Annotated in this window: 19 protein-coding genes and 1 pseudogene; 2 read left to right on the top strand and 18 right to left on the bottom strand. The window is 56.3% G+C overall.

The features are described 5' to 3' along the window. Positions 1–11: 11 nt before the first annotated feature. Positions 12–1,058: a GlxA family transcriptional regulator gene (locus KZZ06_RS17155; protein ID WP_308340036.1), complete on the top strand. Its 1,047-nt coding sequence runs from the start codon at positions 12–14 to the stop codon at positions 1,056–1,058. A 58-nt stretch (positions 1,059–1,116) separates the two neighbouring features. Here KZZ06_RS17155 and KZZ06_RS17150 read toward each other — a convergent pair whose 3' ends face one another. Then, positions 1,117–2,349, bottom strand: coding sequence for an aminopeptidase P family protein (locus KZZ06_RS17150; protein ID WP_219581295.1), 1,233 nt, complete (start codon positions 2,347–2,349; stop codon positions 1,117–1,119). 203 nt (positions 2,350–2,552) lie between these two features. On the opposite strand from KZZ06_RS17150, the gene KZZ06_RS17145 reads away from it, so the two are divergent. Then, positions 2,553–2,729 carry a hypothetical protein gene (locus KZZ06_RS17145; protein WP_177170719.1) on the top strand — a complete coding sequence of 59 codons (177 nt, stop codon included), beginning with the start codon at positions 2,553–2,555 and terminating at the stop codon, positions 2,727–2,729. Positions 2,730–2,816: 87 nt separating this feature from the next. On the opposite strand, the gene KZZ06_RS17140 is transcribed toward KZZ06_RS17145, so the two are convergent. The 17 genes and pseudogenes from KZZ06_RS17140 to repA all read right to left on the bottom strand — a co-directional run bounded on the left by KZZ06_RS17140 (position 2,817) and on the right by repA (position 21,313). Beyond that, entirely contained in the window at positions 2,817–3,449 is a 633-nt protein-coding gene (locus KZZ06_RS17140) for a tyrosine-type recombinase/integrase (RefSeq protein ID WP_219581294.1), read from the bottom strand. Positions 3,450–3,801: 352 nt separating this feature from the next. Next, positions 3,802–4,341: a hypothetical protein gene (locus tag KZZ06_RS17135; protein ID WP_240311211.1), complete on the bottom strand. Its 540-nt coding sequence runs from the start codon at positions 4,339–4,341 to the stop codon at positions 3,802–3,804. A 207-nt stretch (positions 4,342–4,548) separates the two neighbouring features. Next, positions 4,549–5,277 (bottom strand): DUF736 family protein, encoded by a 729-nt coding sequence (locus KZZ06_RS17130; protein WP_089423417.1) that lies wholly within the window; start codon positions 5,275–5,277, stop codon positions 4,549–4,551. Between the two features lie 219 nt (positions 5,278–5,496). Continuing rightward, positions 5,497–5,688: pseudogene (locus tag KZZ06_RS17125) on the bottom strand (hypothetical protein); the annotation flags it as partial. A 106-nt stretch (positions 5,689–5,794) separates the two neighbouring features. Continuing rightward, positions 5,795–10,051 (bottom strand): strawberry notch family protein, encoded by a 4,257-nt coding sequence (locus tag KZZ06_RS17120; RefSeq protein ID WP_219581293.1) that lies wholly within the window; start codon positions 10,049–10,051, stop codon positions 5,795–5,797. 113 nt (positions 10,052–10,164) lie between these two features. Further along, a complete protein-coding gene (locus tag KZZ06_RS17115; RefSeq protein ID WP_089423419.1) occupies positions 10,165–10,440 on the bottom strand; it encodes a type II toxin-antitoxin system RelE/ParE family toxin in 276 nt (91 codons plus the stop codon). Further along, on the bottom strand, positions 10,433–10,726 hold the full coding sequence (locus KZZ06_RS17110; RefSeq protein WP_089423420.1) for a type II toxin-antitoxin system RelB/DinJ family antitoxin: 294 nt from the start codon (positions 10,724–10,726) through the stop codon (positions 10,433–10,435). Before KZZ06_RS17110 ends, KZZ06_RS17115 begins: the two co-directional genes overlap by 8 nt. A gap of 68 nt (positions 10,727–10,794) precedes the next feature. Further along, positions 10,795–11,451 carry a hypothetical protein gene (locus KZZ06_RS17105; protein ID WP_089423421.1) on the bottom strand — a complete coding sequence of 219 codons (657 nt, stop codon included), beginning with the start codon at positions 11,449–11,451 and terminating at the stop codon, positions 10,795–10,797. Beyond that, positions 11,451–12,044, bottom strand: coding sequence for a regulator (locus KZZ06_RS17100; RefSeq protein WP_089423422.1), 594 nt, complete (start codon positions 12,042–12,044; stop codon positions 11,451–11,453). The genes KZZ06_RS17105 and KZZ06_RS17100 overlap by 1 nt, the downstream gene beginning before the upstream one ends. A 107-nt stretch (positions 12,045–12,151) precedes the next feature. Continuing rightward, the gene (locus tag KZZ06_RS17095) at positions 12,152–14,134 is read right to left on the bottom strand and encodes a ParB/RepB/Spo0J family partition protein (RefSeq protein ID WP_089423423.1); all 1,983 of its coding nucleotides are present in this window, start codon (positions 14,132–14,134) and stop codon (positions 12,152–12,154) included. A gap of 464 nt (positions 14,135–14,598) precedes the next feature. Continuing rightward, complete coding sequence (locus KZZ06_RS17090; RefSeq protein ID WP_047997789.1) at positions 14,599–15,630, bottom strand: IS110 family transposase; 1,032 nt, start codon at positions 15,628–15,630, stop codon at positions 14,599–14,601. Between the two features lie 216 nt (positions 15,631–15,846). After that, positions 15,847–16,236, bottom strand: coding sequence for a DUF3768 domain-containing protein (locus tag KZZ06_RS17085; RefSeq protein WP_089423424.1), 390 nt, complete (start codon positions 16,234–16,236; stop codon positions 15,847–15,849). A gap of 90 nt (positions 16,237–16,326) precedes the next feature. Then, the gene (locus KZZ06_RS17080) at positions 16,327–17,268 is read right to left on the bottom strand and encodes an ArdC family protein (RefSeq protein WP_089423425.1); all 942 of its coding nucleotides are present in this window, start codon (positions 17,266–17,268) and stop codon (positions 16,327–16,329) included. A gap of 43 nt (positions 17,269–17,311) precedes the next feature. Next, positions 17,312–17,782 carry a hypothetical protein gene (locus tag KZZ06_RS17075; protein ID WP_089423426.1) on the bottom strand — a complete coding sequence of 157 codons (471 nt, stop codon included), beginning with the start codon at positions 17,780–17,782 and terminating at the stop codon, positions 17,312–17,314. 147 nt (positions 17,783–17,929) lie between these two features. Beyond that, entirely contained in the window at positions 17,930–19,009 is a 1,080-nt protein-coding gene (locus tag KZZ06_RS17070; protein WP_240311210.1) for a helix-turn-helix domain-containing protein, read from the bottom strand. A gap of 124 nt (positions 19,010–19,133) precedes the next feature. Further along, positions 19,134–20,129, bottom strand: coding sequence for a plasmid partitioning protein RepB (gene repB, locus KZZ06_RS17065; protein ID WP_089423427.1), 996 nt, complete (start codon positions 20,127–20,129; stop codon positions 19,134–19,136). Next, positions 20,129–21,313, bottom strand: coding sequence for a plasmid partitioning protein RepA (repA, locus tag KZZ06_RS17060; protein WP_089423428.1), 1,185 nt, complete (start codon positions 21,311–21,313; stop codon positions 20,129–20,131). The genes repB and repA overlap by 1 nt, the downstream gene beginning before the upstream one ends. Positions 21,314–22,506: the final 1,193 nt, after the last annotated feature.

The raw sequence follows: 22,506 nt of genomic DNA, 5'->3' as shown, positions 1-22,506 counted from the left end.
AGAGGGCAGGTGTGATCAAAAACGAGAGCAAGACTGTGGATCGACCGGATCTCGTGCCATCTGGGGCGTTCAGCTATCCTGTCAAAGACCCTCAGGAAACCCGGTGGTTCGGATTCCTGCTGTTGCCCCAATTCACTTTGCTTGCTTTCAGCGCTGCTTTGGATCCATTGCGTATCGCGAACCAGCTTGCCCAAAAACCACTCTATGGATGGCTGGCCATCTCAGATAACGGCAAGGCTGTTTCGTCATCCTCCGGCATCGATATTGATGTGCATGGCAGCCTGAACGATCTGAACCCTGATACCTACCTTTTTGTCTGTTCCGGCAACAACGGTGTTCAGGCGGCCTCAAGCGACGTTTTGGGGGGCATCCGCCGCCACGCCCGGTTTGGCGGTAAACTCGGCGGCATTTGCACCGGTGCTGCGACCCTCGCACGCGCGGGTTTTCTCACGGATAAGACCTTTACACTTCATTGGGAAAACCAGCCCGGCTTCGTCGAGGAATTTCCGGATTTGGAACCCACACGACAGAGGTTCGAAAGGGACGGAAGTCTGCTGACATGCGGCGGCGGTGTGGCGGCAACTGAAATGATGATTTCGATCATCGCCGAAGACTATGGCGAAGATTTTGCAATCGCTGTTTCGGATATGTGTTTGAACGGTCCTGATGTCGCGACCCGCAGCGAACAGCGCTCCTCAATCGCCAAAGCCATCAGCTCGCGCAATCCACGTATCCTTGCGGTTCTGCGGGCCATGTATGACAATATCGAAGATCCACTGACACTCGATGAACTTGCCAAAAGCGCGGGTATTTCGCGCCGCCAGATTGAACGCCAATTCAGACAATTGCTGAACGAGGCCCCGGCGCAAACCTATCGCAACATCAGATTGGAGCGTGCGCGCACGTTGCTGATAGAAACCAACCTGAGTGTCATGGAAGTTACCATGGCATCAGGGTTCAATTCGAACAACGTATTCTCACGACACTACAAAGAAAGATATGGCGAAACACCATATGGGCACCGAGGGCGGCTCAAAACAATGGATAGCAACAGATAGTGTCGCGCTAGAGCCGGTATGAGCAGCCGTAGCCGCTCACACCATGGAACAGGGCTGGTTATCCGACGACGTTGTGCTCCGGTCCGTAGGGGAAACCGGTGATGTTCTCGTTACCGTCTTCGGTGATGACCAGAATGTCATGCTCGCGGTAGCCGCCTGCACCCAGCTGGCCATCGGGGATCGTCAACATTGGCTCCATCGAAATCACCATGCCGGGCTTAAGCACCGTGTCGATGTCTTCGCGCAATTCAAGACCTGCCTCACGACCGTAATAATGCGACAGCACACCAAAAGAGTGGCCGTAGCCAAAGGTCCGGTATTGCAGCATGTCACGTTCCGCAAAGAAATCGTTGATCTTATGCGTGACCTCGGCGCAGGACGCGCCGGGCTTGAGCAGGCTCATTCCATATTCATGGGCAGCGACGTTCGCTTCCCAGACCTTGAGGCTCGCACCATCCACCTCCTCGACGAAGAGCGTGCGCTCCAGAGCCGTGTAGTAACCTGAGATCATAGGGAAGGTATTGAGGCTCAAGATATCTCCGCGTTCAAGTTTGCGACAGGTCACAGGGTTGTGTGCGCCATCGGTATTGATGCCGGATTGGAACCAGACCCACGTGTCGCGGATCTCAGAGTCTGGGAAACGCTTGGAAATCTCCAGCTCCATCGCGTCACGGCCCGCCATGGCCACGTCGACCTCGCGCGCGCCTACCTTGATCGCTTCCTTGATGGCATAGCCACCCACATCCGCAGTCGCAGCACCGGCACGGATCAGCTCAATTTCTGCGGCAGATTTGTGCATGCGCAGACGCATCGTGGCGGGCGCAATGTCCTTCTTGGCCGAGGGTGTCAGGAATTCATCCATCAGGCCCAGTTGCGTGTAAGAGATGTGATCCCCTTCGAAACCGATCACCTTGCCCGACCCTGTCACGGAGTGGATCGCCCGCCAGTAGTTGTTCCGCTGCCAGTCGGTGTAGGTGATGTTGTCACCGTACCCGCGACGCCAAGGCTGTGCCGCGTCGATGCCTGCGCTGAACGTGACGGTTTCGGTCGCCGTGACGACCTGCGCATAAGGCCGCCCGAAGGCACAATACAGAAAACCCGAGTAGTAGGAGACGTTGTGCATAGACGTCATCACAACGGCGTCAATGCCCTCGTCCACCATGACCGCACGCAGCTTGGTCAGACGTGCTTCGTATTCGGCGTCTGCAAAAGGCAGCACCTTTTCGCCTTGGTGAAAACGGTAAAAATCGGGGCGCTGTCCTGCAACGCCAAACTCGGATATTCCGGCCATCGGACTACTCCTGTTCAGGCCGAGTGTGCTGAGGTGGAGTGCCAAACATACCGGTTGCACCTTCCCTCACCACACAGCGGCAAAGCAAGATCCCGGCGTTCAGGATGGTTGGGTAGGGATGCTCTAATCGGATGTCGACTAGTGACGACGCCATCGTCAATCCCACGATCCGTCAATAGACGAAAAGCATCATCCGATCAAGAATGGTCACCGCCGAACTTTTGAAAAAACGCAAGCTGTTAGCTGCCTTTGGACGCGTCCTCTTTCGCGCTCACCCTGACGACGACGGGAAAGTCCCGCAACTCTGTGAATTCAACCAAACCCAGATTTTGCAGCCGCTGGGAAAAGCGCAAAGCGGGCTGCGACCGCAGCATCCGTGAATATGGGCTTGCATTTCGTTTTCGCCGCCACGTGATCTCAAATCTCTTGTGATCTGGCGAACGGCAAGCACCGTTCGCCAACATTGCCTAGATATCTATGCGCTCCGCAATACTCAGAGCATCTTCCAACTCAACGCCTAAATATCGCACCGTACTATCAACTTTTGTGTGACCAAGTAGAAGCTGCACCGCGCGAAGGTTGCCCGTCTTGCGGTATATCTCGGCAGCTTTGGTCCGGCGGAGCGAATGAGTGCCGTAACCGCTCGGTTCCAGTCCAATTGCAGTCACCCAATCACGAACAAGTCGACCATATTGCCGCGTGGAGATGTGCAGACGGTCGTGAAAGCGGCTGGGAAACATGAAAAGGCAGCCGATCATTTCAGGCGACCTAACCCAAGCAGTAATCGTTTCTCTCGTGTTTCCGGTCAGTTCAAACCGAACCGGTTTTTTGGTTTTGCTCTGGATCACCGAAACTCGTTCGCGAACGCGATCATCTTTGACCAAATCGGTCACGGCGAGTTTGACTAAGTCGCACCCTCGCAACTTGCTATCAATCGCAACGTTGAACAGTGCGAGGTCGCGAAGGTAGCCTGCAATCTCGAGCCGAGCGCGGATTGCCCAAACCTGTTTGGGAAACAGCGGTCGTTTCTGGCCGATGATCCGCCCTTTGTTCCAAGCTTTGCGTTTTGGGGTGACTGCGGGAAGTTGGACTCGTGGCATAACATGCCCTCCAATCCTCCCTCCAAACCCTGACGTCAGCACCGCGCTGACGTCTGGAGCATAGCATCGGGTCGACACACTGTGGCCCGTCAATGGTGCTTAGGTTTTTTTGCTTGGGATTTATGCGGCGGGAAAGCTCCGCGACTTGATCTTTAACTGCCATATCCATGCTCCGGGTTGTGCGAATGGCTGCTTCTTACGCCGTATTGCAGCATCAAAACCTTCGCAAATGCAGCACATTCCGTGCTGCAAGCGCACGCAGCACAAAATAAGGACTTCCGCTGTGGGCTCCGAGCAGTCATTTGCCGCAGATTTAATGAATGTCCGCTGTTGGCCAGACAACGTCGGCAGCTTAGACAATTCGACCCAGCCGCAATGGAACGCGCTCACGCTCCGGACGCTTCAGTGCTTCCGCATACTTTCTGGCATTGCCGTCGATCCCGTCATGCCAAAGCTTCGATACAAAGTCGCGGGCATCCTGCACCGTCATATCTTTGAGTATGGGAGAGAGGGCCATAAAGAGCTCGTCCTCGGTGAGGGATGCCGCGCGACACATCGCGTCCTGATAATAGGATGGATCGTTCAGGACATATTCGCTCAACGGCATCAACGCGACATTCTCTGCCGGAATCGCCAAGAAGATCGTATCCTGAATCGTTTCTAAGAAGTCGCGACGGGACGTGGAAACCGGTTTGCCCTTATTTTTCGCGTCGGCGTAGGCCTCTTTCGTTTGACCCAACTTCGACGCCGCATAAGAAAACACCATATCCCGCTTTTTGTCTGGTAGCTCAAACTTGGTACATGTCTCAATGCGCGTGATCAGCGCAGTGATTTCCGCTTCGAGGTCAAAGTTTTCGAACCAAACCCGGTCCATTTTCGGTTTTCTAGCCATCCGCCCTCTCAAAAACCACGCTACGATAGTATATCCTTGTAGCATAATGGGGTTCTTCGACAAGTCCGGAGATCACAAGCGATGGTGTTGTGGGTGCCAATCAAAGCACCGGGTTAGGCACGGGTGTCTTTCAAGCACACTCACACAAAAAAGGGGAACCGCGTTGCCGCAGCTCCCCTGCACTGTCTGTCGATGGTCACGATCTGATCAGGCAACCAGTGACAATCCACTGCTTGCGTCCGGCTGCTCATCCCCGCTCTGCACAAACGGAATGATCGAGAACGTCTGGCCACCCCGTTGCTCTTCGTTCTGCACGGCATTGACGCGCAGATCACCATCAGGCGTGTTGATCAGCAGCGACAGATAATCGTTGCCGGTCCGGGTGCTTTTCGCCATCCAAGCAGAACCGACGCGGATCGCTTTGCCTTTTGGCGAGCTCACTTCGATGCGGTAATCTGGGTGCGTCTCTTCCGTCTTGTAGTCATTCTCAATCAGCATGAAATCCAGATCGAACATCATGTTGGCGATGTAACCCGCAAATGCGTTGTCAGCATCCATTGCCGTCAGTTCGCCGGAGATTGAGCCGGATTTCATCGTGCCGTTTGAGACCAACGGGATGATCTCGAAGTCTTCACTCTTGGCTTTGCGGGCTTCCTGCGTTTGCACCGCATTAACGCGGAACGGGCCAAGTCCAACATCGATCTGCATCGAAATGTAGGGATTACCACTGGTATGGCCTGTCTCGTTCCAAGCCGTGCCGATACGCACCTTGCGACCAGATTTGTTGACGGCGGTAACGTCGAAGTCCGGGCTGCGCTCGGACATCTTCGGGCGCGTCTCCAGCTGGATCGCGATGTCGAACTTGGTGTTGTGGATTGTGCCGGTGAAGACTGCGGCTGCGGTGTCGGCGGTTTTGGTAAGGGTTCCTGCGAACATGGGTCTTATCCTTCTTGGGTTATCGGGGCCCGACATCTTGCCAGACCATCCGAGATTGCTTTTCGACCCCTCATGGAGTCACAAAACAGAAAGCCTGCTTTCAACTTTCTCCCGGCCCCTCAGACGGTGCAGAGCCCTAAATGGACGCACGTCGCCACAACACCAGCGCGACCCATTCTTTGCCCAATGGTCTGTTGGGATGTTTCAGACATCACGATCGGAAAGGAAGAACTCCTCTTCCTGACCATTCAGCCGGCAACCGCTTTGGTCGGTCAGACCAATGGCACTGCCGTTGTGCTCAAAGACGATGAGATACTGGCCCAGTGTATCCTTGCGGACCACATATCCCTCGTTTGACCAGTGAACGGACTTCCCTGCGTCCGCAGCTGTTTTGATTTCTGCGATGTTCATGTGTCTTTCCATCTAGATTGAGTAATGCCTGCCGCGCACCCGCCTCTTTGGGCCGGTGCTTGCTTTGGTGCGTTTGAAGAATTGTGATTACAGTCAACACTTTGGGTCAGGCTGCGTCGCGGATACGCGCATGCTCATCGCCAACGATGCGGGTCAAGATCGTTTCCGTATCGACCCCTTCACCGTGCGGGACAAAAACCCGCAGCTGGAAAGCGATGATTTCCGTGAAACATCCGAGAGCTTTGAGACACTCAATCGTGCCCTTATCCGCCCCATTGATCTCCAGGCGCACATCGCCAGCAACGCGGCGGCGCGTGAGCGTCAAGCCGCGCCCCAGATCGACTGGTGCTGTCGTGCCAAGAACAGCTGTCAGCATCTCCCCCGGTGTTTCAGGAGTCCCCGTCATGAACCGCGCCCGAAGGGCTGCGGCCCCCTCTTCACTAAGTGTGCGTCCGATCATGCTCGCACAGCCCTCGGGCGTGACCCGATAGATACGCTCGTTGCTTGTGGGGATGGTCTTCCAGATCGGCAGCAGGAGACCCGTGAGCAGGTAGAGTTTTGTCCTGGTGGTTTTGGGCAAGCTGTCGGCCTCATCGTCCCAGAGCCGGATGAACTCTGATTGATCAACCGCCTCCCAGGCCGAGGTTTTGAGCTTGCCCTCCTCCAGGTAGGATTTGCCAGATGGTCTGACGACCTTGCGCATGAGAGTGACGATGTCTTCATCATACATCTGCATCGGGCGTTTTGAGATGAGCCCTACCCGCCCAGAGGCCCGATTGACCATCGGGACTTTGTCAAAGTTGTTGCCGAGTGTATCATCGGCGCGCGCAATGTGAACAGGATCTGTCACCTCCAATCCGATGATACGTGTCACCGCGCCAGATTGCGGGCAGGTCCAGAGATCTTCCGCCGAAACCTGTTTGATTGTCTCGCCCCGCAGCGTTTCCACCCCGAGATCGAGCGTACCTGCGTCCCTTGCACGTTCAGTTTGGTCCGCGATGCGCTGCATAAACTCAGCAAAGAGTGCGTTCTGCATATGGATCGGTAACGCCAGCACCCGGTTGAGGAACCGCTGGATGGGCGGCAGTTCTTCCAGCAGCACGCCATCCTTGTCGATTAGCCTCAAAGCCGTCCAATCGGTAAAGGTCTCATAACCCATCGCCTCAGCTCGCCCCGCGGCAAGATCGGCGTAATATCCGCGCAGCGCGGATCGCGCGATAGGGCTTTCAAGATTGTCCTCTTCGCGGAACATGCCTTGCGAGCCTGTCTCACGTTGGCCTTTGGTGAGCGCACCAAGCTGATCAAGACGTTTGCTGATTGTTGACGTGAAGCGTTTTTCACCGTGCACATCCGAGGTGCAGACCCGGAAGAACGGCGCGCTGACCTGCGCGGAGCGATGCGTGCGCCCAAGTCCCTGAATGGCTGCGTCCGCGCGCCAGCCGGGCTCCAACAGGTAGTGCCGCCGACGCTTTTGATTTTTTGCTGTTTGCGCCGCGTGATAGGATCGTCCAGTGCCACCCGCATCCGAGAATATCAGGATGTTTTTCTCCCCATCCATAAACGCCTGCGTCTCGGACGAATTGCTACTCGCGGCGCGCTTTTCGATAAAGAGCGCGCCGTCGCTGGATTTGAGCGGGCGAATAGATCGCCCTGTGACCTCAGCGACTGCCTCATCCCCGAACGCCCAGAGGATTTGATCCAGTGCCGCAGGGATCGGGGCCAGCGCCATCAGGTCCATCATCGCCTCGTCGCGCAGGGCAAGCGCTTCGCGAGAGACAACCAAGGCCCCGGTTTCATCCCGCAGTGGCTCTGCGACGACATTGCCGTCAATCTCGACCAGCTTCTGGTTGTGGATCGGAAAGGCTTGTTCGAGGTAGCCGAGCAAGTAGTCGCGCGGCGTCAGCGCGCCTTCGACCAGCTCATCATCGGGGTCCATCACCTCCAGGCGCCGTTTCAAAAGGCTTTCGCCCGTCGAGACCACTTGGACGACGCAGGCATAGCCGTCGGATAGGTCCTGCTGAATCGCCCTGACAATCGACGGGGCCTTCATGCCCATCAGCAGATGATTGAAGAAGCGCTGCTTTGTGCTCTCAAATCGCGACTTGGCGGATGCTTTTGCGGCAGAGGCATTTGACTCTCCCGAGGCATCATTGACGCCTGTCGCGGTCAGTGCAGCCTCTAAGTTATGGTGAATCGTGCGGAACGCGCCCGCATAGGCGTCGTAGATCTCTGTTTGGGCAGACGTCAGTGCATGTTCCAGCACATCGTATTCGACCCCGTCAAAACTCAGCGCCCGCGCGGTGTAGAACCCGAGTGTTTTGAGATCGCGGGCCACAACTTCCATGGCGGCCACACCACCCGCCTCCATCGCTGAAACGAAACTCTCGCGGCTGGGGAAGGGATATTCAGGTCCTTGGCCCCAGAGCCCGAGCCGGGAGGCATAGGCGAGGTTGTGAACGGATGTGGCCCCCGTCGCCGAGACATAGAAGACGCGAGCACGTGGTGTGGCGAGTTGCAGGCGCAGACCCGCAAGACCCTGCTGGGATGGTTTTGCCCCCCTGCCCTGCTCCGATCCAGCCGCATTTTGCATCGCGTGGGCCTCGTCAAAAGCGAGCACGCCATCGAAGTCGTCTCCCATCCAGTCGAGAAGCTGGTTCAGGCGCGTAGTGCCGCATTTGCCGGCGGAGCGCAGTGTGGCGTAGGTCACGAACAGGATGCCATCGCCCATGGTGACTGGTTGGTCTGGCTTCCATTTCGAGAGTGGCTGGATATCTGCGGGCGAACCACCAAGATCGGTCCAGTCGCGCACGGCGTCCTCAATCAAAGTTGCGGATTTTGACACCCAAACGGCCTTGCGCCGACCGCTGAGCCAATTGACCAGAATAAGGCCGGCGCACTCGCGGCCCTTGCCGCAGCCAGTGCCGTCTCCAAGGAAATATCCCAAGCGGTAGGCACGTGCCTCCGCATCCTCATCACTGCGCAGCATCTTGGTCTGATCCTCATCGATAGTGAACTTGCCGGGCAAGTCCCGCGCATGGGCATCGTTGGCCATGATGATGGTTTCCAGCTGGGCCTCTGAGAGATGACCCTCTGCGATCAGGCGGTTCGGCAAGCGCAGCCCCTCGGCGGCGTGCAAGGACGGCAAAGGCGGCGCGACCGAGGCCATGGCAATGCTTTCAACCAGCGGCGTTGGGTGTTCCTGTGCACCCGCAATGTCGATCCGCTGCGGGCGGTAGCGGGCGTAGATCTCGGAAATGGGGGTGTTTTCGCGCGGTGTCACAAACGTGGTGAACGATAGCGGTGTTGCTGCGTGTTTAGGTGTTTTGGCGTTTGATGCGATAGGCTTGCGCGCCTTGTCAGGCGCAGATCGCGTCAGAGGGCGCCCGACATGCAATGAGCGTGCGGCCGTCACCGGCGCTACAATCGGGCGCGCCCTGGCGACCCCGTCCACGATGTTGACCGCTGCATCCAGATCATCAACGGAGGTGCGGATCAACTCGACGTCATTATCGACCTTATCAAAGACCATCAATTGCGTATCCACGCTGGTGCCAAGCTTGCGATAGACATGGCCGGGGATGGTCAGGGCCAACCGCGGAGCTAAAAGACTCATCGCGCGGGCCCAATGTGCTGCGTCGCGCTCGGGGGTGAAGCCCATCGGCATGATCGCAACAAGACGTCCACCGGGTGCCAACCGTTTCGCGGCCCCGATAAGATGTTTGGCCGCAATGTGCTTGTCGCGGGAGCGATCGACCGAGGATGCAAACGGCGGGTTCATCACGATAACGCTGGGGGCGGTTGTTGACGTCAGCAGATCATCGATATGTTCGGCGTCATGTCCCGTCGCCTGCGCGTTGAACACCACATCGAGCAACCGCTTGCGAAACGGATCAACTTCGTTGAGCATGAGCTTAGCCCCTGCCCGCTTCATGAGCCCCGCCAGCGAACCGGTTCCCGCGGAGGGTTCCAGCACAGTCTCACCTGTCCGGATCGCCGCCGCGCGTACGGCGAGGGCAGCGTAAGGCAGCGGGGTCGAGAACTGTTGCAGGCGGATCTGTTGCTCGGAACGGCGGGTTTCGGTCAAGAGCCGCATTGCAAAGTTCTTTGCGGCCCCAAGAGGGTCTGATGCGCCCGCGTCCGTGCAAATCACTTGCACTGCAGCAGCCTGCATCATGTCGTAGGCCATGCGCCAGCTCCATGCACCGCTGGCATCGCTGCAGCCAAAGGTGTCGCGCATGATCTTTGAGAGAGCGGAGCTGCGCAGAGCATCGCGCGCGATCTCGACGGCGATCAGCGACAGGGCTGATTTAAGCTGAGCGTTAGATGGGATTTGATTTGAGTGCTTTTGGTTGGGATGGGCCATGATGTCTGTCCTTTGTGATCCGGGTTGAGGTTCACAGGACAAAAAGCCCCCTTTGCACTTTGTGAGTGCCGAGAGGGCTTTCACTTATCTGAGTGGCTTTGAAACAGGCCTACCTACGGCCACTGCTGAGCTGCGTGCAGCACCCGCAAGATCATTATGGCACTTGGGTCGTCAGCATAAATCACGATGTAATTTGGACGCACGACCATTTCACGGGTGCCGTCAACACGTCCCACGCGGTACATCTGGGGGTGCTCTGGCAATCGTGACGTCTTGGCCTCGATTTCGTCCTTGAGAGCTTGGGCCGCATCTGGATTGTCGTCAGAGATGTAGTCGATAATCGCCAGCAGATCAGCGATGGCCGTGGCCTTCCATTCGAGATCAGGCACGGCGCTTCTTATCAATCAGTGCCTGAGCGTCTTGCATTACCTGAGCATGCGGTGTTGTCGGCTTTGGGTCGTCCAATGCTTCCTGCACTTTGGAACGGAACCATGCGTCATAAGCGTCTGGATCCGCGGTCAGTCCCGCTGGCAATCCGCCCTCTGCGGCCACGCGCGTCAAGAGGATGCGTACGGCATCCGAGAGCGTCAGGCCGACACCCGAGAGCGCATCCGAGGCCTGCGCTTTTAGCTGATCGTCAACACGGACATGGATCATGGATGTTTGAGCGGGCATATGAATCTCCTTTGGTTGTTATTGTATCTCAAATGAGATACGAAATCAAGGCGGTAGAGAGTTTCACTCTAAGCCCCCTGCCCCGCAAAAAACTCTGCCAACACTGCACTGCTCTCAGCTATTTCGCGACTGATGAGCTTCGATCCCGCCAGTGACGCCTTTGAGAGCCGCACAAGGCTGCCGGTTTCCTCGATGCGGTAGCACCGCCGTTTCTGACTTCCACGTCTGTAATGAGTTGCTGTAACGATCTGGCAGGTACTACCATCGCTGAGTGTCACAGGGGCGACCAGCTTGATCTTGTCGCCCTCAGCGTAATCAGGGATCGCAGCCCAGTCCCGACACCGTTGCCGCCAGGCGTGGGCATAGCTGTCGGGGTCTTTCAACTCGGACAACAGATTGAGAATGCTCAGCGGCGCGCGGGATTCACAGGGGCCAGCGCTTTCCTCCATGTCCTTGTAGCCCCAACACCCGTCGTCAATGCGCGTCAGGAACACTGCACCAAAGGTGAACGACCCATCTTTGTCGATCACATATGTTCGATCCTCCAAAGGCGCCGCATAAAGGCTCTCAACTTTTGCTGCCGCATACCACGTCGAGCCAACCTTACTGGCTTTGACCAGTGTCGTGCGGCGCGTATCTGTCTCGAAGGTGCAGAGACGCGTGATCTCTGCTTTCTCATCGGCGTAGGTCTGAACCCGCCGGTCGGTGTAAAACAACCAGCCCACTATGCCGCCCTACGGTCTTCGAGCTCAATGAGAGCATCGAGAGGCACGCGGTAGGGCTGCATCGCATCGAAGTCCTCGCAGTTGCCGTAATTCTGAACGATGGCAAAGGTGTCGCAGGCGTCCTTGAGGACCACTCGGAATGTGCCACCCAAGCCTGACGGAACCTCATAGGTGCCACCAATCAGGAAGTCTGAGGCGCGACGGACGAAGACACGGATAGAATGCCCATCGGTGGCCAGTCGAATGGCCCCCTGCCCGCGATCGATTAGTGTCTGCACATCGTCAAGGATGTCTGTGTAGAACTGCCCGGTCAGATCGCGGAACGCAATTTGACGCTGTGCCATCCAATCCCTGTCCCGAAACGGATCAACGCCGTTCGCAAAGGCAAAGCTGGGATCAGACTGTTCGGTGGTGACAATACGGGTGGTAGAACCATCGATACCGTTGGAGCGAAGGTGCACGCCGTTCCCAACGATGAGGATCAGGGCGGGCTTGTCGACCGGCCCGTTCCAATTCGGCAGGAAGGTTGAACAGGAACGCGCATGCGTGATTTGCGCCGCAACAGCGGACGCGGAGAATTTGAGAATAGCCATGGGGATGTCTTTCATAAACGGCGGTCTGAGCCGCATGTTTCTGGGAGTTGTTGGGGAGTCGGATGACCCGCGTCTGATTGTTTCCAAGCACGGGTCACCTCATTGGATCAGGCGGCTTTCGCTTGAACCGTCTCGGTTTGAGCGGCGCTTTCTTCCGCATCGACAGCCGAGCTGACGCCACCGGTCGTTTGCATCATCGGCGGGCACCAGGCCGCAACCGCCCGGAGCTGCGCCTCCGTGAGGGTCGCAAAGGGCTCGGCAAAGAGCTTGTCGCAAAAGGCGACGATCTCCTTCTTGCTCATGGAGGCAAGCGTCACCGCCTCCTGCGCAAGGCCGAGCTCTTCACCAAGGATTTTAAGCAGCCATGCCTTTTTGAACCGGTTGAACAGCGCCGCGTTTGGCGTCCAATGCGCGCGAATGTCAGGCATCACCTCGATCTCGAAGTCATGCATTAGGCTGTCGCCCTGAGCGCTGCGGGCAAAACAGGTTTGCGTGGTGCTGGCCGTGGCATAGGCGACCAGTTTGGCCTTCTCGCCCGCCTCAAGGGCACGGAACGATGCAAACTGATCTGCCGGAGACTTCGCCTCATCCGCCCAGGACAGATCGAGTGCGTCATGCGCCTCGGCCACCTGTTCCAGTGATGTGCTATCGATCTCGTCCATCTTGGCGTGGCTGCGGTATTCTTTGCGGGCCTCGACCTTGACAGCGTGGGTTACGCTCATGCCGCCAAGCACGTCCGTGACCAGCTTAAACAATGTCAGATCAAGCGTGGCTTCCGGATGCAGCGTCATCGCCGCTCCGAGGGCCATTGCCCGCTCTGTCTTGAGGTCTTGGGTCAGCGATGCTGGGTAGACGATTGCATCTGCGCCCTGTCCGTCTACGTCGGTGGATGGGCCAGCAGCGCTTGCTGCCTGTGATGTCGCCTCAGGCTTGTCCTCTGGCCGCACCAAACCGACATGCAGGGTAATCTTGCCGTTCGACCAGGATGCGATGACGCCAGCACGCGCAAGGTCTTCGGCACTATAGGCCTCCTGCAGATCCCGCGCCTCTTCTTCGAGCGCATCCACGCGGTCGTAGATGGCGTTGTAGGCATGCGTTTCGAGGGTCTCGTCCTCCATGTCGAGTTGGAGTTTCTCGAGCTCCTCGGTGATCTCATCCACGCGCTTTTGACCAGCGGCGTCAGGCTCGACCGGACCGGGATAGACGCGGCCATAGTCTGCCATCGCTCCATAGTCGTAGCGCACCAACGCCTCGGCCCACGCAAACCCCATTTGGACCCGTGCCTCTTCGGCGGCGGCGGTGAGTTTTTCGACCATGATGGCCTCGACCAGTGCTGTATCTTCCAATACCGAATGCTCCTCGAGGAGATCGGCAGCGATGGGACCACCCCGCGCCTCATAGTCCTCGCGCACGAAAGCCCCGATATCGTCGCTCACCTGCACACCGCGGGTTTTGAGCGCCTGACGCACTGTATAGGCCTGCACATAGCTGTCATCGCTTGTTAGAGCCTCGTACACCTCAAGCTGCACGGCCTGGCTGGGATGATCCGCAAAAGCCTTCATGGTATCGAGCGTGATGTCCTTGGCGCGGGCTGCCGCGCGGATGTCGGGATGTATGAGGCCATAGCGTAGGCGACCTTTGACAGCGGCGACTGTGGTGCCGAACGTCTTGGCAATCGTCTCAGGTGACTGCCCATCGACTTCCATCATACGCGCAAATGCCTCAAACTCGTCGATGGCGTTCATCGGGGCTTGGGTGATGTTCTCGGCCAACGATAGGGCCGTGGTCACATCGCAGTTGTCCGGCACCAAGCGACATTCGATCTTGGTTTTGTTGGTGAAGCCCTTGGCGGTCTTGTCAGCGACCAGTTCGTTCAAGGCGGCGTGACGTCGACCTCCTGCCAACACGCCGAACTTGCCATCGATCTTTTGCACAAGCAGCGGCTGTATGATGCCCAGGACGCCGATGCTGGCCGTGAGGTGAGCGATAGCCTCTGTCTCGTAAGTTTCAGGCGAGTTGCTGCGCACGTTGGCAGGATGCGACGTGAGATCACCAATGGCGACCGAGATGGATTTGAGAGCATGTGTCATGTGATGTCCTTTTGAAATGTTGCGCCGCTCCAACATTCGGAACGGCCTGACCAATCCCCTGGTTTGAGGATCACATGAAAAAAGGCCCGCTTCCGTAATGGGGCGGGCCTCTGTCAAGGGTTTCGGGCAAGTCAAAAATCCCGGCGAAGTTCTCATTCCTCACCAAGTTTAAGACACAAATTCAAAAGCTTACTTTTCCTTTTTCACTGCAACCGCACATCAGGACTGAGGGACATCCCCTACCCGGGCTTCGTTCTTCCGTCCGTAGTCAGCCTCATAGCTGCCACTCTATGCCTGGTCCAAATCTGGTCCTGGGTGCCCATCTTTCCCGCGTATTCAGCATCTGCTGATAACTTGCGGGCCTTCGGCATCTCCAGGAACCTCGTCCCGGCAAGGGACCTCGACGTACCTGTCATGAGGCGCAGCTCAACCCTCCGCTCTGAATTGTCCTTGAAGCTTCCCGCTCATGCAGTCGCGCCGGAGTTCTGCGTGTAGCGGAACGGCGTGCCGTCTATCCACATGCGGTGCAAGACGACGCCAATGCGTCGAGCAAGTGCAATCATGGCCCTCTTCGCTCCACGCCTGTGCGCTACTTTAAGTGCCCAAGATTGCAGCCAGTTCGGGGCACCACGGTGCATCAGGATCATCGCTGCCTGATACAACGCGGTTCGGAGCCCGCGATCACCAGCTCGCGTGATTTGTCCAACGATGTCCATCTCTCCGGATTGCGTGCGCCTCGGCGTAAGTCCCGCCCACGGTCCGACATCCTTCGACCGCGCAAAGCGGGTCGGATCATCGATCGCGGATTTGACTGTCAGGGCGACGATCGGACCGACACCCGGCATCGTCATCATCAAACGGCAAACATCGTCGTGTTTTGTCAGACCCGCGATTTTGGCATCCAAGTCAGCCAACTCGGCGCGCAACTGGGAACGCGCGCGCAGAAGAGCCTCAGTCGACGCGGACAGGATTTCATTTTGCTCAACCAGTTCCCTCACCCGGGCCTCGTACCTGATCCGGGTGACATGCCCGAGCTTCAGACCGAAGTTTCGCAGAACACCCCGCATCGAAAGCTCAAGGTTGATGATGGCCTGCTGAACTGACTTGCGCGCCGTCAGCAACGCGCGGATTTCCTGGGAGGACACAGATTTGCGGTGCACGGGCCTGTACCATCCCATTTGAAGCAAGCGCGCAATGCCCTGGGCATCGCGCCTGTCGGTCTTGATCGGCATGGCTTTCAAGGCTGCCTTCACTAATCGTGTTTCCATCATGACCACGTCAAAGCCAGCTTCTTCCATTCCCTTGCTCAGCCATTGGGACAAAGGTCCGGCTTCGAGCCCGATCGCATCGATCGAATATGACAATGACGCTATTGCACGTACCAATGCCTCAGGCTCGCTCTCCGCCTGTAATTCTTCAACAATTCTCCCCTGTGGCCCCAGCACACAAATCGCCGTGCTTGCCAGAGATACATCCAATCCGATAAATACATTCATGTCGTTGCCCTTCTATTCTTAGGAATTGAGGCGCATGGAAACATACGACCTCGTAGACGCGCTGCAGGCGCATCAAGGGCAACGGCACTTCAGATCATACTGACAAACAAGCGAAACCTGTCCGATTCGCCGAAAGCCCCATTACGGCATCTTTCCCTTTGGAGGGGTCAGCGGGCCTTCAGATTGTGCATCGTTTGTGAGGTTGGGCCCCCTGCCCTACCAGTCGGATGCCATCATAATGGTGAGCACGCGCATGGTGGTTGCAGGGTTGTCAGGAGTCTCAGCACCATACCGGAAATCGCTATCCGCTTCATAAAGATCGATTTTCCAAAAGACCTTTTGCCCCCGAATATCCACGGCCCCGAAGTCGTGGCATCCGTCAGGATCATTCTCGGGCTCAAAGACCTCAAACTCACCGATCGCCTTCACTGCTTCGTCCATGAACCCGTCTTCCGCTTCCATCAACGAGCGCGTGACATGCATACGACCGGGAATGGCGATGTTTGGAGGCGTTCCAAGACACGCGAATTTGCGGAAGGCATCGTTGTGCGCGGCAATCACAGTGATGTCGGGGCGATCTGTTGTCGAGGCTTGGGATGTGGTCATGGGTCTGTCCTTTCGAGGAAATTGAAAACACAAAACCAAAAGCTTGCTTTCACTCTTTGAGAACCGCCGCCTGCGACCGAGCCAAACTTCTCAAGCGGCCTGATCGGTGGCCCCTACCCTGCCCGCTTCCGACCTCGCGATCAGATAATCGCAGGCCTTCTGGGCATCGGCCGCATGTTTGAAGATAGCGGTCTTGTCCGAGCGCAGCACACGCAGCCAGTGATACAAGTACGACGCGTTCAGCTCTAGCGTATGCGCAGTGAACCCAAGCTCCTGCCCCAGAAAGCAGGACGTCAACTCGGCCACGATCTCTTCGCGGGAATAGGCTGTGTTACCAAATCGGCTGAGACCGTAGTCTCGGTTCAAGCGATGCGGCGCCTTGGTGGCATGAGCAAGCTCGTGCGCCCAAACCCCGTAAAAGTTCAGCGGGTCCTTGAAGCGCTCGATGCTTGGCATGAACACCTTGTCGACCGGCGGATTGTAGCGTGCCTCGGTTCCACCAAAGACCGTCGTAATATCGATGGCATCAAAGAACGCCTGCATATGCGGGATTGGCGCAGATGGCGCAGATGGCGCATGATCGGGGACCGAACAGGCATCCGGGTAAAAAGCGTCCGGCAAGCCTTCAATCTGGTCTGCGTTGAACACGCGATATGACTTCTGGAAACGAAAGACGCGGGCTTCTTCGGTATCGCCATCATTGGTGTCTTGCTCATCGTCCGACTGCGTTCGACTCTGGCCATAATAAACAACGACAGACGATCGTTCGCCTTTCCGGATCTTTGCTCCGAGAGTATTCGCCTGCGGCACAGTCATCCAGAACGGAGAGGTATATCCGGCCATCAACGTGCGCATGGTGAGCAGGAAGTTGTTAACGCCCTGATAGGGTTCAGAGTTGTGGCGCAACGGACGCGCACTGCCGCCAGCGGTCCAAGGTTTGCGCCAAGGAAGAACCCCGCGTTCTATGATGCGGATGAGTTCATTGGTGATGGCTTCTGATGCGTCGAATTTAGACGTGCGGGAACGGGCCATGGCTGGCCTCCTTTCGATGTTGAACTTGATTGGGGGAGTTAGGTTAGGTCGCGTGATTGATGCGCGGGTCATTGACGATACGAGCGCCAAGGCGTTCGACAAGATCCAGATATGTTAGAAGCGGTATCCGGCTGGAGGACTTCCAAGGTTCTGGATCAACCGTGCCATCCATTGTGACTTTTGGCAGGTTTGCGAAGGCGATGATGTCGCGAACGGTGCGGCAGTCGATCAGAGGCGTTCCAAGCCGGACAGCCAAGTCGGCGAGTGGGAAGCGTTCAACGGGGGCGTAAAGCGAGACTGTTGTCAGGCCGAGGTGAAGGATGGTCCCTCCCCCGCCGCAGCTGACATAGGCATTGGGGTTGTTGATCGCCGCCCGCAGGCAGCCAATATCGCGGCTGATTGTTTGGCGTTCCAGCCGATGCGCCGCATCAAGGTCACCAGTTCTTCTTAGCTCTCGATGTCGCCACCACGACCGTGCCTCTGCGCGCAGGATGCGCAATACTTCTGTTTGCATGCGAGGTTCCTTGTCAGGACAGACAGACCGGAATCCGGTCCAGACCCGTCAGGAACACCCCACAAGGGTCCATCAGACGGTCCTAAAACAAGAAGGAAACTTTCACTTTTCGGCAGCACTACTAACCAAAACAGTGTCTAACGGCCCCTACAGACTCTTTTTTCTTCTCATGGGCTGGAGCAATGTGTCCCAGGCCAAAGTCCCATTGGTAAGTCCTTGCAGTAAGTGGAATGCATAGCCACGAGGTTTCTTAATGCTTTCTATGCGCTCTAATAAGTAACCTAGGGTCATAAATGTTTTTGCTGGACCAAGTTTTTTAATGTCGAACCAAAGGTTACCTAAGTCGAGATGGTTTGCGATATCGCTCATTCGACGTTCACAATCTGTTTGGCTACGTGCTGTTCTCAGTTCAGCGCAGAGTCTAGGGTAGGCGCGTTCCATTTCGTCTGGACCAACTTCAATCCTAAATGAATCTTCTTCTTTAACTGACTGATTCAAATGAGGTTCTTTGTGCCCCTCATTTTTTGGGGCTGTGTCCCTCAAATTGTCTGTCTGATCAGGAGTAACTTCTTCAATGTGAGTGGTAATATTCTTCAACAAGGCCGTTAGAGCTTCTTCGGGCGAACGCCTGCGCAGGAGGTTTCGAGCAGTGTTGAAGAAGGCTTCAAGATCTGGGCGGGCCGGGAGATACCTCTTGAGGCTTGCCAGCGCGATTGCACACTTGTCTCGTAAGATTGATAGATTAGCATCGCGTTCTTTATGCGTTTGATTTATTTGAACAAATTCAGAATATCGCGCTGATAGCGGCATCAAAGAAAGTCCTGTGGCGAGCACTATACGGCCACTTGTGTCCCGTCGAGCCCATCTTTTACCGTTGGCGCTGGAGCGGCGCGACAGGAGGCCAAGAGAGACGAGTTTGGTGATGTGCCGTTCTACGGTTTGAACACTAACATGTGTCCGCCTTGCCAAGGCAACGTTGGATGCAAAGCAGATATGCCCGTCATCTTGTGCGGCAGAAATATGATCGCCCTTGATGAAGGAGATCATGGCACGCAGGAGGGAAATCGATGTCCCCTTGAGCCCCAAGGGCTCTCGAATGTCTTCTATGACCTGCAAGAGTGTCCACTTTGACGGGGCAATATCTCGCTGCCCCGCTGAATATACTGGCGAGTGGGCTCCATTTGGAGCCAGTCCTGTCATTGTTTTCATGATTTTGTCGGCAGACAAAAAATTCCCATGCGCTCGGAAGCGTTTTTTCTTGTTCGATGATTCGGGGACTGCTACCGTTTAGGTGTCTAGTCTAACGGCGCTTACGCGCTGCAGCCCTCGAAGCTCCGGCTTCGGGGGTTTTCTATTCGCCGTCCTCCTTTCTGCTTTGGCCTCGGGTGTCATCCTGCGAGTTTACAGCTGTAAACTCCTTATAGGATTTGGTGATGATGTCTTCGAGATGGCGGTCGAGCCATGCCCCGAAGGCGGCATCCTTGCCAGTCTTTTTAACGGCAAGGGTGACGGAAGAATTGCTAGATTTGATCGTAACGCCTGGTGCGGGCGTGACCGCCCTGCCCTCTTTTGGGCGTGCACCGCGTCGGGCGATCTCTGCCAAGAGCCGCTCCAGGCGATCATCTGATGAGAGATCAGAATCCAGTTTCGAGAGAATTGAAAATGCGGCGCTTGCGGTAACCTTCTTCGCGATGAAGGCGTCTGCAAGCGCCGTCCACTTCGGACGGCCTGACTTTTGGGCAGCGCCAATGGCGTCGCCGACATCGTCTGGAACATTCTCGGTGACTTTGGTGAGGTGGGATAGCCCAGGGGCTGAAAGGCTCAAGACTTGCCGCACCGTCTTGGTGTTATGCCCCGCAACCTGAATAACGGCTGCGAAGCGCGCTTTTTCATAAAACGACAGATTGCGGCGTGCAGCATTCTCGAGGCCCTTGGCAAGTAAGGCTGAAGCGTCATCAAGGTCTTCGACATTGGCGCGAACCTTCAGTCCCAATTCACGACAAGCCTTGAGGCGGCGGCGGCCATAAATGATCTCATATCGTCCGTCGCTACTCGAGCGGCGCACAAGGATGGGCACCTGTTGGCCTCCCTCTTCGATGCTGGTCTTGAGGGCTTCGAACCCGTCCCCCTCTTCATCCGAGTTTACAGCTGTAAACCCGTCAAGACGGTCTTTCGGACCCCATTCATCAATCAGCTTTGGATCAATCTCGCGGATGGCGGATAGAGAGCCTTGGAGAGCACCAAGTGCCGGAGCGCTGGTATTTGGTTTGCGCTCAGAGGTGCGTGGACCAGAATCTGCAATCGTCTTGGCGATGCCGGAGAGACCTTGAAGGGATTTACGGGCCATTAGTTACGCCCCCATGATTGGTGGATCATTGCTTCTACCTCTTTGCCGACAGCATCCATTGAGTTTTTCGCGCGATCATAGGTTGCGCGCGTCATTTCTGATTTCACGACCTCGTAGATCGATTGTTTGAGCATGGTAGCGTCGCTGATCGCAGTGCTTTTGAGGGCGGTCGCGCCCATGACGCGATCTTGAAAGAGCGCGCGCATAAAGGACGTGAGCTGTTGTGATGGGACGTCTGTCGGCTCATCGCGTGTGATCAGGAACTTAAAGTGATCGTATTGCAATTCCGCGCCTGCTTCTTCGATGACGCCCATATAAGCACCCGCCAGTTCCAAGAACTGTGCGGTTGAGGAGACGTCGAGCATGGATGGCGTGAGGGGTACAATCAAAGAGGTCGCTGCCGCCATGCCGGAAATCGTCAGGAAGCCAAGCTGAGGCGGGCTGTCCATTAAGACGACATCATACTGGTCTTCGACTTGAGCGAGCGCACTTCTTATTCGTGTGAAAAACGGCTGATCAGGGCTCGAGTTTACTGCTGATTCCGTTTCAAACTCTGACAGGAGCAGGCGGGAAGGGGCGAGAGACAGCCCTGGAAAATAGGTTTCGACGATTGTGTCGGCAAAGGGCACGGGATCGTCGTACCTAATGGCATCATAGACAGTTAGTCCGTCAAATTCGATCTCTGGGCTGATTCCGCACATGGATGTCAGTGAGCCTTGGGGGTCTAGATCAACAGCCAAGACCTTATAGCCTTGCAGTGCGAGAAAATGGGCCAAATGGATTGTCGTGGTACTCTTACTCGAGCCGCCCTTGAAGTTCATCAACTGCCAGACTTGTAGCTTATCTCCATCCCTCCGGCCGGGAAGATAACGACCCTTTTTGCGAGAGGTTTGTTCGAGGATCTGGCGGGCATTCCAGATGTCGCGTGCGGTATAGTAGCGACGTCCAGCGCGGATCTCTTGAGGCTCGGGCAGGGTGCCTTCACCGTGTACTTTGCGCATGAATTGACCCGATACACCCAAGAGTTCGGCGGCCTCAGGCGCGCTGAATAGGCGTAGGGATTTCGTGTTGTCGGGCGCGAAGGCCGACAACAAATGTTCGCGGATCGCCGTGGTGAGGCGCTCTGAAATATCGGTTGCCAGCTCCGACGGTCGGTTGGTAACGATTGGTGTCACGGGAATCATGTGGTTGCCCCAAATTGCTCAATATGGCTTTTTTCGCGCCACTTGGGGATAAAAGCTGCGATTCACAGCCTTAAGTCAATGCTTTTTTGCCTATTTAGTGTCTAATGTGCCGTCATCCGCTATATGGTGCAGCGTAGTGGATCAGTTTACAGCTGTAAACTTTGAGCGTATTTGGCTGGTTTCTCCACTTTTCCGCGGACGAATTTATCGTTGATTTGGGTTGCTGTTGTCCCCGGCTCGCGAAGCTGGGGTAAGTAACTCGTATGATTTAGATGGTCGTATCGGAATAGGGCAGGGGGGCTGCTTCGCATGCCGGTGGTCCGCGAGAGTGAAGAGGTGATGGTCCAAATTGCTCCGTTGATGGATCATCTTTCTAATTGTGAGTTCCTTTAGGTAGCGCAAAGGATCGTATCCCGAATGGGCGGAGACGCTGATTTTGCGGCTTCGGGCGCAGCCAAGAGCCTGGTCAGCGCCTAAGCGCTGATGTGCCAGTATCCTTGACTGAAGAGTCTGATCCAATCTCTTGCGGTAGCGGAATCATCAGAGACCTGTTCGCGTTTGGGGTGAAACCGGCTCGGATGAGGAGCCGTTGGGTCCGGAAGCAATCGCTCGGTCCGTGTAGATGCCTTCTCACAATCGGAGTGGTCGGCGCAGAAAAGCGTGATCAGTGGGGAAAGCAGATTCGGAATTGGCCTTCCAGATGCCAGAGTTGCACAGGTGCGCACGGATTTTAGATTGAGCCGAATTCTGTTGAGAGTGCTTTTCTGGTCCGGCCCGCGCTCCATTCTATTGCGGCGGGGTAGGGGGCGACTGTGGAGATGTCGGTGGCAGTCGAGCTGATCGACCGGTGCTGCTCCCAGACACAAGCTCGACACGGCACTTTGTTTCCGCTTATCAAGTGGTACGCCGTAGCTGATGGTTCGTGAGTTCTGGAAAGCTGCAAGAGACCCAATTTTAATGCAATCACGGCGTTCTCTGCCTCTTTGGTTTGGGACAGTTGGCCTTGATATCTTTTGCCAACTCATTTTTGACGAGCCTTCAGGAAGGTACGCGTACCAAAATTGAACGACCACAACATGGTCTTGGTTGTGGCTTTTGTGCGCGTGGCTACGTGTGAGGCCTCTTCGGAGTGGCGCTTTCGACCTAACTTTCGCGCATGTCATGTGCGGGATAGTTGGAATTTCTTGACGGGT

This window comes from Sulfitobacter sp. CW3, assembly GCF_019392245.1.
Taxonomy (GTDB): domain Bacteria; phylum Pseudomonadota; class Alphaproteobacteria; order Rhodobacterales; family Rhodobacteraceae; genus Sulfitobacter.
The sequence above is the reverse complement of the archived record's forward strand: the minus strand, read 5'-3'. Positions and strand labels throughout refer to the sequence as shown.

Bases quoted from the DNA above. Each gene is read 5' to 3' on its own strand.
- KZZ06_RS17150 (WP_219581295.1), bottom strand. From the start codon at position 2,349: ATGGCCGGAATATCCGAGTTTGGCGTTGCAGGACAGCGCCCCGATTTT.
- KZZ06_RS17145 (WP_177170719.1), top strand. From the start codon at position 2,553: ATGGTCACCGCCGAACTTTTGAAAAAACGCAAGCTGTTAGCTGCCTTT.
- KZZ06_RS17140 (WP_219581294.1), bottom strand. From the start codon at position 3,449: ATGCCACGAGTCCAACTTCCCGCAGTCACCCCAAAACGCAAAGCTTGG.
- KZZ06_RS17135 (WP_240311211.1), bottom strand. From the start codon at position 4,341: ATGGCTAGAAAACCGAAAATGGACCGGGTTTGGTTCGAAAACTTTGAC.
- KZZ06_RS17130 (WP_089423417.1), bottom strand. From the start codon at position 5,277: ATGTTCGCAGGAACCCTTACCAAAACCGCCGACACCGCAGCCGCAGTC.
- KZZ06_RS17120 (WP_219581293.1), bottom strand. From the start codon at position 10,051: ATGGCCCATCCCAACCAAAAGCACTCAAATCAAATCCCATCTAACGCT.
- KZZ06_RS17110 (WP_089423420.1), bottom strand. From the start codon at position 10,726: ATGCCCGCTCAAACATCCATGATCCATGTCCGTGTTGACGATCAGCTA.
- KZZ06_RS17100 (WP_089423422.1), bottom strand. From the start codon at position 12,044: ATGGCTATTCTCAAATTCTCCGCGTCCGCTGTTGCGGCGCAAATCACG.
- KZZ06_RS17095 (WP_089423423.1), bottom strand. From the start codon at position 14,134: ATGACACATGCTCTCAAATCCATCTCGGTCGCCATTGGTGATCTCACG.
- KZZ06_RS17090 (WP_047997789.1), bottom strand. From the start codon at position 15,630: ATGAATGTATTTATCGGATTGGATGTATCTCTGGCAAGCACGGCGATT.
- KZZ06_RS17085 (WP_089423424.1), bottom strand. From the start codon at position 16,236: ATGACCACATCCCAAGCCTCGACAACAGATCGCCCCGACATCACTGTG.
- KZZ06_RS17080 (WP_089423425.1), bottom strand. From the start codon at position 17,268: ATGGCCCGTTCCCGCACGTCTAAATTCGACGCATCAGAAGCCATCACC.
- KZZ06_RS17075 (WP_089423426.1), bottom strand. From the start codon at position 17,782: ATGCAAACAGAAGTATTGCGCATCCTGCGCGCAGAGGCACGGTCGTGG.
- repB (WP_089423427.1), bottom strand. From the start codon at position 20,129: ATGGCCCGTAAATCCCTTCAAGGTCTCTCCGGCATCGCCAAGACGATT.
- repA (WP_089423428.1), bottom strand. From the start codon at position 21,313: ATGATTCCCGTGACACCAATCGTTACCAACCGACCGTCGGAGCTGGCA.